Raw genomic sequence first — 11,249 nt, forward strand, 5'->3', positions numbered from 1 at the left:
ATATACCCTCGGATTTTTAATACTGTTGTTGTCCGTCCTGTTGTTACCGTTCACTTCGTATCCAGTAACGTATTTTGCCATGCATAGACTTTGCAGCTATTTACTTTTCTAACATACTTAGCAATATTTCTTTCTGATTCTTCTCCGGTGCTGCAAGAACTTCTTCCAAAAGACGATTCAGTGTCTCTCCGATTTCCCGTCCCGGCTTATATCCGGCTTCAATCAGATCTTTGCCTGTGACAGCAAGTGTCTTTAACGATACGCACTGATGCTCTTTCAAAATAATTTCGTAAGCTTCTTTCACTTTATCCAGACGCTCCTGCTTTTCAACGCGTTTGTAGTCGCTCTGCGCCTGCATATCCGCCTGCTGCACTTCCAGATAATATGGAAAAAGATCCTCTCCAATGCGATTTACTGCGCGGCGTACCGACTTCGTCGTCCCTTCCGGTCTGTCATCATGCCATTTCACCAGACGGGTCACCTTGCGTATCGTGTCATTGTCGAATTTCAGGCGACGAAGAATCTGCCCCGCCATCTTTTCACCTGCACTTCCATGCGTTTTGAAATGGTCTCTTCCATTCTCATCTGTTTTTCGCACAACGGGTTTACCGATATCGTGAAGCAGCATCGTAATACGAAGAACTCTGTCTGCGCGCACATAGCAGAGACTGTGCAGGATGTGCTCCCCCACCGTATAACAGTGATGAGGAGTATTCTGTGGTGTTTCCATGCAGGCATCAAATTCCGGCAGAAACTCTGCTGTGATTCCTGCTTCATAAGCTACTCTGAGATAATCCGGATGAGGTGACATAAGAAGTTTCACCAGTTCCACCTGAATTCGCTCCGCACTGACATGCTTTAAATTCGGTGCAAGAACCTTTAACGCTTTGCGGGTTTCCTCTTCAATAGTAAATCCCAGCTGTGCACTGAAACGGACTGCACGCATAATACGAAGTGCATCTTCTGTAAAACGCTCCAGCGGATCTCCCACGCAGCGAATGATCTTTTTGTCGATATCTTCCATTCCTCCAAAAAGATCCACCAGACCTCTTAACGGATTATACGCCATGGCATTAATCGTGAAATCCCGGCGTTTCAGATCTTCCTCAAGACTGGCTGTGAAGGTTACCTCCTTCGGATGTCTCCCATCCTCATACTCACCATCTACACGGTAAGTAGTAACCTCATAGCTCTCTTTCTCCATGAGGACAGTCACCGTTCCATGCTGCAGACCAGTGTCTACTGTTCTGTGAAACAGTGCTTTTACCTGTTCCGGCTTCGCAGATGTAGTGATATCCCAGTCATCCGGGTTGCGGCCCAGAATAGAATCACGAACACAGCCACCTACCACATAAGCCTCATATCCTGCATTTTCAAGTATGTGCAAAATTGTTTCCGCGTTTTTTGGTATTTCTAGAATCATATGACCATCCTTATCTTTTTTATTTTGCTACAAAACCGGCACTCAGATTTTTCTGTTGCCGGTTTCCATAAGCAAATCAGACAAATGTCACTCCCTGATCTGTCACTTTCTAATTAGTATGCTCTGCCCCAGTAAACCATCTTCTTAGCCGGTTTTCCGCAGCATACGCAGACATCGCTTAAATGTTCCTGTTCAAATGGCATACATCTGGATGTAGCCTGAACATCCTCTTTGATCTTGTCTTCACATGCGCGGTCACCGCACCACATAGCTTTTACGAAGCCTGGTTTGTTGACAATTGTATCTTTAAATTCTTCGTAGTTTGTAGCAACATAAGTATGAGCATCTCTGTGTGCACGGGCGCGCTCCAGCATATCTTTCTGGATTGTTTCCAGAATCTCCTGTACTTTCTCTACAAGCTCATCAAATGTAACTGTGTATTTCTCTCTTGTATCACGACGGCAAATCACAGCCTGTCCATTCTCGATATCCTTCGGACCGCATTCGATACGGATCGGAATACCACGCATTTCCTGCTCTGCAAATTTGAATCCCGGGCTCTTGTCTGTGTCATCTACTTTTACACGGACTCCTGCTGCCTTTAATGCTGCAAACATTTCGTCTGCTTTCTCCAGAACGCCTTCTTTTCTCTGCTGGATCGGAATGATGACTGCCTGTGTCGGAGCGATTCTCGGAGGCAGCACCAGACCGCTGTTGTCACCATGTACCATGATAATAGCACCGATCATACGTGTTGTCATTCCCCAGGATGTCTGATGTACATACTGAAGTTTGTTCTCTTTATCTGTATACTGGATGCCGAATGCTCTGGCAAATCCGTCACCAAAGTTATGGCTTGTACCGGACTGAAGAGCTTTTCCATCATGCATCAGAGATTCGATTGTGTAAGTAGCCTCTGCACCGGAGAATTTCTCTTTCTCTGTCTTCTGTCCCTTGATAACCGGGATAGCAAGTACTTCTTCACAGAAGTCTGCATAGAGGTTCAACATCTGAATTGTACGTTCTTCTGCTTCTTCAGCTGTAGCATGAGCTGTATGGCCTTCCTGCCATAAGAACTCACGTGAACGAAGGAACGGACGTGTTGTCTTTTCCCATCTTACTACTGAACACCACTGATTGTATACTTTTGGCAGATCTCTGTGAGACTGGATTTCTTTTGCATAGAAATCACAGAATAATGTCTCAGATGTCGGACGTACGCACAGACGCTCCTGAAGCGGATCCAGACCGCCATGAGTTACCCATGCAACTTCCGGTGCGAATCCTTCTACGTGATCTTTCTCTTTCTGAAGAAGAGATTCCGGGATAAAGATTGGCATATATACGTTCTGTACACCTGTCTCTTTGAATCTTCTGTCCAGTTCATGCTGGATGTTCTCCCAGATTGCATATCCTGCAGGTTTGATTGCCATGCAGCCTTTAACGCTGGTATATCCGCACAGTTCAGCTTTCTTTACAACGTCGGTATACCACTGGGCGAAATCGTCTTCCATAGATGTGATGGCTTCTACCAGTTTCTTGTTGTTTGCCATGATTTTTCTCCTTTTTATGTGATTGTGTTGATCCTGTCAGGAACTTTATGCTACAGGAACTTCCGAAAAATCCCCGCATTTTCCTGCTGTTCCATTTTACAGGATATAGTCGCGGCGGAATACGGACAAAAAAAGAAGCCCAGCATCCCTCACAAGGGACCGAAAGGCTTCGGCGGTACCACCCTAATTAGCACTGTGACCAAATGCCTGCACACTGCTCGCTCTTCTTCCGATAACGCAGGAAAAAACGCCGTACTTCAATTGTACGGGGCTCCGAGGCCGGTTCCATAACTTGCGCACAGAATCCTTCCACCACATGGATTCCTCTCTGGGATTACTCCTTATGTACTATTCTCTTCATCGCCGTAAATATTTCGCATTTAGTTTTATTTTATGCGAAATGACAGAGCGTGTCAAGAGTCAAATTACACTTCTATCGTAATCTTTCTCCCTGTCCGGTTATATTTATAATAACGAACTCCCGCTGCATCCAGCATTCTCTTGGACGCGATCACTGCCGGAGTGTCCGCATATTTATCGCAGTCATAAACAATCGTTTTAATTCCGGCCTGAATAATTGCCTTGGCACATTCATTGCAAGGGAAAAGAGAAACATAAAGTTTCGCTCCTTCAAGGCTTCCGCCTCTGTAATTAAGAATCGCGTTCAATTCACTGTGTGTCACATAAAAATACTTTGTATGCAAGTCGTCTCCCTCGCGCGCCCATGGAAACTCATCATCTGAACATCCTTTCGGAAAACCGTTATATCCCATAGACAGAATCTTATTATCCTCACTTACGATACAGGCTCCCACCTGAGAATTCGGATCCTTTGAGCGCATTCCTGACATCATGGCAACTCCCATAAAATATTCATCCCATGATAAATAATCCGTACGTTTGCAGTTTTTATCCATCGTTAACCCCTCCCACTTGCAAAGACAGCCAGAGACTGCCCGAAAAGCCGGGAATATTCCCACTTTATCTTCGAGTCTCTGGCCATATTGTTTTTTCAAATTTATTCCGTCTCCATCTGATTAATTCTTCTGATATGTCTCTCATCATTGGAGAATGGTGTGTTTAAGAATGTATCTACGATCTTTACTGCCAGACCAGGTCCTACAACTCTTCCGCCGAGAGCAAGGATATTGGCATCATTGTGAAGTCGGGTTGCTTCTGCTGTAAAACAGTCCGTACAGACAGCAGCTCTGATTCCCTTGATCTTATTTGCTGTAATAGAAATTCCAATACCTGTTCCGCAGATCAGGATTCCCTTCTCACATTCCCCGTCAAGAATTGCATGCGCAACCTTCTTTGCATATACCGGATAATCTACAGAATCCAGACTGTCACATCCATAATCTTTATATTCGATTCCCTTCTCGTCCAGATATTTCTTAATCTCCAGCTTTAATTCATATCCCCCATGGTCGCACCCTAAAGCTATCATTCTTTTTTTCCTCCTGAAATTTAATTTATTTGTAACTGTTCAGTTTCCTCACAGTTAACAGACCACTGAATAGTTACCTTTATTTCTCACTTTTCTACCCGGATAATTTTATGTCCCGCAGCTTTCAACAGACGATTCATAATTGCCTGTCCCATTCTCGGTGTATAAAATGCCTCTGAATAAATAGATTTCACCGCGCTCTGGTCAAAATCTCTGAGCACCTCATACAGATGATGTGCAATACTCTCTTCTTCTTTCCTGCTTCCGATACTCACTACCAGACCTTCCGGATATCTATTCTTCGTCTCATCCGTAGCAATAATACCAACCTGCTCTCCATGCTCCTTCGCCTGTGCCGCAAGCTGATTAATCTTATCAATAACAGCCTCCTGCGTTCCTTCCACAATAGCCAGATCAGCCTTCGGTGCATAATGACGATACTTCATTCCCGGCGCTTTCGGACGTACTTTACTGTCTGCCGCGATCAGCCCCTTATCCATCCTCACATCACCAAGAGTCTCCTGAAGCATCTCCAGAGAAATATAACCAGGTCTTAAAACCACCGGTACATCCTCTGTAAAATCCACAATCGTAGATTCCAGTCCGATACCTACCTGACCACCGTCAATGATCATCTCAATCGCCTCTCCAAGATCCTCCTCCACATGCTGCGCAGTAGTCGGACTCGGTCTTCCGGAAGTATTTGCACTCGGCGCAGCTACATAACCACCAGCCGCCTTAATCAACTCCTGCGCAATCCTGTCACTCGGAAAACGAACAGCTACACTGTCCAAACCTCCCGTAGTCTCCTGCGGTACCAAGTCAGACTTCGGAAGAATCATAGTAAGCGGTCCCGGCCAGTATTTCTCAGCCAGAATCTTCGCTTTCTCCGGAACCTCTGCCACGATCGGAGCCAGCTTATCAAACTCCGCAATATGCACAATCAGAGGATTGTCTGACGGTCTGCCCTTCGCAGCATAAATTTTCATAGACGCCTGTGGATTCAAAGCATCCCCGCCAAGACCATACACCGTCTCCGTAGGAAATGCCACCAGACCACCCTGTTTTAAAATTTCTCCACCACACCGGATTGCTTCCATATCAAGCTTATCCGCAGTCATGGATACAACTTCTGCTCTCATTAATTTCCTGCCTTCTTTTTATCTCATATATTTTATTACTTTATTTTATCTCATAATGTATATTGTACACGATTTTTACTATTTTGTCTCTATATTTATCAGTATTCCTTTACAACATATCCAAATACATTACTGTTCACACGCCACTATCCCGCGAGGCGTGTGAACAGTAACCGGCCCCAAAGCCGCCATTTGTGCACTACTATTATTTCTCAACCGTCAAAATATAAGTCCCATAATTCTCATCCCGGAACACCACCGTTCCAACAGAATTCAAGACTTCTTCATTCAGCTGCTCCCCGTATTTCTCCCGCTCCGTAGAACCGACAAAAATATAAGAAACATCATACTCTTCCAGGAGTTCTCTCACATATTCTTCATCCGTAGAAGTATAAATACTCTCAATATCCGCACTCTTCTGATTCAGATCCGCAGTATCATCTCTCCAGAGCCATTCGTGTACATACCAGCCCAGCACTGTCGGCAGACCAGTCATAGCAGAAACTCTCTCATATTCACTATAACTGTCCCCATTCGCCTCAAGCACAACCGGTGAACCCTTGACATTCTTCTTCAGCCACTGAATGCCAGCCACATCCTCCGCAAAACTATTCTCCAGGAAAGAGGTCGCATTCAGACCCTTATACTCTGATACATTCCATATATTTCCAAACCATGCATGAACACTGTTTCCAAAATATCCAAATGTCCAGCAAAGCAGCACCAGTCCGATAACAGACAAAATCTTAATTACTTTCTTACGTGCAGTCGCCAGCATCCGGAAAATCCCATATCCCATAGTCATCCCAAATAACATATACGCCTGATAAGTAAGCTTAAACATCGTATTCGCTCTGGCATTTCCGTTTTCGTAAATATCCCTTACGTAAACAAACTCCGGAATCGCGATCAGCCCGATTGCACAAAGTCCCATAATAATCACAAACAGATCCGGCACAGAAATTGCTTTCATCAGTCGGTAGAAACTCCTGTTTGCTCCACCGCGAAGTTTTTCCCAGATAATGCAGATAATCAGCAATACTGTCAGAAATACAGGCAGTCCCCAAAGAATCAAAAGCTGATGAATCATAGAGTGATTCTGTGCAATTCCGACACCCTTAAACATACTGTCAAACTGCAGCGTAAACGGCAGAGAAACCACATAGGAAATCCCAATAATCTCAACAGCCTGTACCACCGTCACCGCCAGTATCTTCTTTACTTTTCCCTCAAACCGGACAATGTTCGTAAAAAGCACCACTCCACCAGTTACAACAAAATAAATGATAAAATCCCAGAAATTTGTAAACCGGAACATTCCTATCATTACTGCTACCAGGATAATATGTGGTATCAACACCTGCCTTTTCCAGAACTGTTTTCTTCCAGGTCTCTCGATCACAGCTTCTCTCATGCGCACACTACGCATCCATGCATACAGAAGCCCAACCAGAAAAAGCACAAACATTACATTTACCACATGTGCATGAAGATCACCCAGCACAAAAGAATAGCATGGAAATTCATGAATCGTCTTGTCTGGCACATCCGGATTATATCCGATATAACGGGTTGCATCCGGGAACCAGTAACTGTCTGCTTCTTTTCCCTGAAGTTTCTGAATCCACGGAATAATCTTACTATAAACCACATAATGCATATTTCCCGCAATCGATACGGAAAGACCGGCAGTGATTCCCGCTAACACCGGCACATATCGTTTCTTTCCTGTCAGATTTCCCTTTAGCTTGTCCACAGACATCTGATAAACCAGTGAAAAAGGAAGAACAAAATCAAATGCCGCCACAAAAGTTCTCATCAGATTGTAGGTAAGCTCTACTTTACTTCCTGTTAATTTCGTGAGAAATACTGCAAAATACTGTCCGCCATAATAATAATTGATAGTACCTTCTGAATACCACAGATCCCTTGCCGGCAGTGTCGTACTCCGCATCATGGCTTCCATAAAACCATAATCCATAAACTTCTCTGTTCCATAAGCCTGCGGACGGAATCCTGCAAAATATGTCCACATCAGAAAGAATGCAAAAAACAGGATTTCCTCCCAGTAAATCAGATTTCCCTTTCCGGTCGGAATACAGTCAATTCCCTTTTTCACCTGAAAACGGTATAAAATACCACATCCAACAGCACACGCCAGAGACACGCCAATACATGTCAGCGCAGTAAACGGCAAAATCTTTACCGTCACAAGCAGCCATGTAAGAAATCCTGTAACCGTAATTGCCAGCACTTTAGAAAACATCCAGCCCTTATCTTCAAATCCTGCAAACAGTCTCCCAGTCAGCGGCATTGCCACCATTCCCATCAGAAACGCCAACAGCCACCATGTCCAGAATGTCCATACATCCCCTTTCAGTAAAAAAGCAGACAGTCCTGCAAGCGCTACCGCCAGAAGCACTCGTGGTGCCCATTTTTTCATCCGTATCTCCTCCTTAATTCGTTTTATATATCCGGATTCTTCCATCCTGAGTCTCATAAACCTTCTTATATGTCGCAGCAATTTTTTCTTCCTGACACACCTGCTGTTCAAACTCAGAGCCTTCTTCAAACAGAATATAAGTAATCTTCTCCTGTTTTACAGTGCTTTTTAAAGTCTCACTGTCGGATGTCGTATAAATCGTTACCGCCTGCGCTGCTCTGTAATTCGTGTCATATCCTGCCGACCATGCATAATACGGCCATCCACAATAAAGCATCACACCAGACATTGTCACCTCATTCATACTATATTCCGGAGTCAGAAGCAGATCATTTTTATCCAGATGTTCTGCAAGCCAGCTGGTAAGATCACTGTTCATATTTACAGCCACACGTCTGCCCGGACCATTTCCCTTCACAATCACCGCAAAATCATAAATTCCGGTTATGCTAAGACATATGGTTAATATTGCTGCCAGTACCTTCCCAGCAAATTTCCTGATTTTTCTATCTCTACCAGTCTTAACGTCTGACTGGCTGGCTTCTTTTTTTATTTCATTTTCTATATCTTCGGTCTTTCTTTCATCTGCAATCTGAACATTCCGATTCACTCTTTCCCCCATCCAGAGATTGCATATTGCCCATGCCCAAAAGATTGTCAGAAACGCATAAGAAATCATGATATATTTATGATTTACATTAATATCCGGTGTCGTCAGAAGTAAAAACGCAAAAATTGTTGGAAAAATAAATCCCAGCAAAATTGCTCTCTCCCGTCTTCTCATAAACCACACCGGCACTAACAGACCAAGGAAAAATACTCCACTCATCCAGAACAGATATTTCACCACTCCCCAGACAGTCTTATCTTCCGCCAGAAATCCCAGATAAATCTGCGGACTCATCGCACTTCCAGAAATAAATATTTTTGTCTGGAGATATGAAAAGAAAATCGTCACTGCGGCCATGATCAGATAATCCAGTTTTCCATCCGAAAAAACTGCAAATCCGCACAGAATCAGCAATCCGCCGATCACTGCGGCCCCATTCCAGAATGCACACAGTCCGAGAAACAATCCCATAAGCAATGCCTGCTCCAGATTTCTGCTTCTCCATCCTTCTTTTGTAAAAAGCCTTTCCTTCATCCAGACGAATCCTTTTTCCTCATGCATTGTCCCAGCTTCCAGCCAGTCCATAAACAGATATAATGCAAGTGTCACCATAAGAAGCCCAAATGGCAGATGTCTCTGATTCAGATAAACATTAAAGTTCCACAATCCCCAATTTTCATTGGTCGTATATCCAATGAAAGAAACATTCTCCGTCAAAGTCTCCAGCAAATTTCCAACCTGTATATGTTCCCACACAAATCTGAAAAAAGCCATTCCACTTCTGAAGAAAAACAGAAAAATCGTTAAAACACCGCAGCACATTTTCCCTGTGATCCGAAGTGCCAGCTGATACAACAGCATAAGAAATCCAGTCAATGAAGTAAGGCTCACGATATTATAAGCAATATCCATGCGCATTCCCAGATATTCCAGATTTCCTGCCAGAAATTGGAACATAAAATGATATTTTACATCTGCTCCTCCATAATGAGGATACTGTGTCGGGAAATTATTCCCCATGGAAAAAGAACGTATCATCGCCGTATGTGGCGCATAGTCTCCATATACAGTCAGTCCAGAATACAGAATTCCATCTTTCATGTAGAAAACATAGAACATCATATATGTAATAAATGCTGCCAGCAGTCCAAACAGAATTAATTCCTTCTTAAATCTGCTTTTATCTGTTATCAGGTTATCCATAGAGAACTTTCTGCTCTTTTTCTTTAATTTCCTGTCCTGATCAATCTGCTCAGTCAGACTTATCTCCATATTTGATCTTACCAAACTTGAATGGCTTCTGTATTTCTGTACTTCGATCAGTATAATAAAGATCAATACACCTGCCATTCCAATAGCATTTCCATATAAAAGTGGATTTTTTACTTTTCCAATCACACTGAAAAACCACGAAATGATATATACTACCCAGGTCAGCAAAAGCGTACCTACTCCAAACGAAGCCGGCAGGATAAGCCAGATACGGTTAATAAAAGAAAACTTCGTTCCCTCTTCTATCAGTATCTTTGAAGCTTTATATCCCAGTATTCCCGCAAGAATCAGATAAATTATTCCAAGCATAATTTCTCCCTGTATGTTTTTACTATATTTATATTCCGACTATTGCATTTGCTATAGTCCACTCAAATCTGTATCAGTATAGCAAAAAACTCTTCTTATTAAAAGTCAGTTCACATAAAATAAACAATTTTATCAATTATCCCTTGCAATCCGTAAAGAATTATCCCACTTATCACTTAAGCAGCTATGTTATAATTTTTTGCTATTTATTCTTACTGAAATACGCATCGATTCCCTCAGATATCGCATCTGCTACTTTAAGCTGATATTCATCTGTCTGGAGCAGCTCTGCCTCCTGTGGATTCGTCAGAAAACCACACTCCACAATATTCAGAACACTTTTACTTCTTTTCAGCAGATAATAAGTCTTATTCCCTTTCGCCACGCGCGGACGCTTTACATCCAGCCTGGTGTTTAATTTCTCCTGAATCAGTTCTGCCAGACTTTTTCCCTGAGCAGAATCTTCATAATAAAATACCTGAGGTCCGTAAACTGCCGAATCCTGATAACTGTTCTGGTGAATGCTGATACATAATACCGGCTTACACTCCTTTACCAGCACAATTCTCCGCTGCATATCCTGTGCTTTCTGGTTTCTGCTTTCCTCATCATAAAGTCCCTTATCCTCTTCCCTTGTCATAATTACGGTAAAACCTTTTTTCTCCAGAATTTCTCTCAGTTTCATGGCAATCTGAAGATTAATTCCTTTTTCCTCCAGTCCTCCCACTCCGATCATTCCCGGGTCCGCGCCGCCATGTCCCGCATCCACCAAAATAGTCTTTAAATTATCAGTTGTTGCCATAGTGCCCGCTACCTGCGCAGCCTGCTTTGATAAGATCAGGAAACTCACAAGAAGCAGACACGCCATAAGCAGCTCCAGTCCATATTTTTTCATAATAAAAAACACCTCCTGAGACATTATCTGCAAGATTCAAAAGCTTATCACTTTCTAATTACTATACTTAATATATGTCTCAAGAGATGTTTTTAGAGCCCATTATATTTCCGGACTTTCATTTGTTTTTCCAATGTATCAACAATAAGTCA

General features: G+C 43.0%; 8 protein-coding genes. All 8 read right to left on the reverse strand.

The window, feature by feature from the left end; genetic code table 11:
- Positions 1-100 precede the first annotated feature (100 nt).
- The 8 genes from ACTNC0_RS14780 to ACTNC0_RS14815 all read right to left on the reverse strand — a co-directional run bounded on the left by ACTNC0_RS14780 (position 101) and on the right by ACTNC0_RS14815 (position 11,097).
- Positions 101-1,423, reverse strand: coding sequence for a CCA tRNA nucleotidyltransferase (locus ACTNC0_RS14780; RefSeq protein ID WP_441087969.1), 1,323 nt, complete (start codon positions 1,421-1,423; stop codon positions 101-103).
- A gap of 113 nt (positions 1,424-1,536) precedes the next feature.
- On the reverse strand, positions 1,537-2,976 hold the full coding sequence (proS, locus tag ACTNC0_RS14785; protein WP_119242491.1) for a proline--tRNA ligase: 1,440 nt from the start codon (positions 2,974-2,976) through the stop codon (positions 1,537-1,539).
- 425 nt (positions 2,977-3,401) lie between these two features.
- The gene (locus ACTNC0_RS14790; protein WP_117677074.1) at positions 3,402-3,893 is read right to left on the reverse strand and encodes a deoxycytidylate deaminase; all 492 of its coding nucleotides are present in this window, start codon (positions 3,891-3,893) and stop codon (positions 3,402-3,404) included.
- Between the two features lie 101 nt (positions 3,894-3,994).
- Positions 3,995-4,426: a ribose 5-phosphate isomerase B gene (gene rpiB / locus ACTNC0_RS14795; RefSeq protein ID WP_441087970.1), complete on the reverse strand. Its 432-nt coding sequence runs from the start codon at positions 4,424-4,426 to the stop codon at positions 3,995-3,997.
- A gap of 86 nt (positions 4,427-4,512) precedes the next feature.
- Complete coding sequence (locus tag ACTNC0_RS14800; protein ID WP_441087971.1) at positions 4,513-5,568, reverse strand: L-threonylcarbamoyladenylate synthase; 1,056 nt, start codon at positions 5,566-5,568, stop codon at positions 4,513-4,515.
- Between the two features lie 205 nt (positions 5,569-5,773).
- A complete protein-coding gene (locus ACTNC0_RS14805) occupies positions 5,774-8,011 on the reverse strand; it encodes a DUF2298 domain-containing protein (RefSeq protein ID WP_441087972.1) in 2,238 nt (745 codons plus the stop codon).
- 13 nt (positions 8,012-8,024) lie between these two features.
- Positions 8,025-10,202 carry a hypothetical protein gene (locus tag ACTNC0_RS14810; RefSeq protein WP_441087973.1) on the reverse strand — a complete coding sequence of 726 codons (2,178 nt, stop codon included), beginning with the start codon at positions 10,200-10,202 and terminating at the stop codon, positions 8,025-8,027.
- Between the two features lie 202 nt (positions 10,203-10,404).
- Positions 10,405-11,097: an N-acetylmuramoyl-L-alanine amidase gene (locus ACTNC0_RS14815; protein ID WP_441087974.1), complete on the reverse strand. Its 693-nt coding sequence runs from the start codon at positions 11,095-11,097 to the stop codon at positions 10,405-10,407.
- Between the last annotated feature and the right edge of the window lie 152 nt (positions 11,098-11,249).

Origin of the sequence: Blautia sp. HCP3S3_B11 (genome assembly GCF_052064435.1) — a bacterium.
Lineage (GTDB): Bacteria > Bacillota > Clostridia > Lachnospirales > Lachnospiraceae > Blautia_A.

Coding starts and splice junctions, on each gene's coding strand:
- ACTNC0_RS14780 (WP_441087969.1), bottom strand. CDS start 1,423: ATGATTCTAGAAATACCAAAAAACGCGGAAACAATTTTGCACATACTT.
- proS (WP_119242491.1), bottom strand. CDS start 2,976: ATGGCAAACAACAAGAAACTGGTAGAAGCCATCACATCTATGGAAGAC.
- ACTNC0_RS14790 (WP_117677074.1), bottom strand. CDS start 3,893: ATGGATAAAAACTGCAAACGTACGGATTATTTATCATGGGATGAATAT.
- rpiB (WP_441087970.1), bottom strand. CDS start 4,426: ATGATAGCTTTAGGGTGCGACCATGGGGGATATGAATTAAAGCTGGAG.
- ACTNC0_RS14800 (WP_441087971.1), bottom strand. CDS start 5,568: ATGAGAGCAGAAGTTGTATCCATGACTGCGGATAAGCTTGATATGGAA.
- ACTNC0_RS14805 (WP_441087972.1), bottom strand. CDS start 8,011: ATGAAAAAATGGGCACCACGAGTGCTTCTGGCGGTAGCGCTTGCAGGA.
- ACTNC0_RS14810 (WP_441087973.1), bottom strand. CDS start 10,202: ATGCTTGGAATAATTTATCTGATTCTTGCGGGAATACTGGGATATAAA.
- ACTNC0_RS14815 (WP_441087974.1), bottom strand. CDS start 11,097: ATGAAAAAATATGGACTGGAGCTGCTTATGGCGTGTCTGCTTCTTGTG.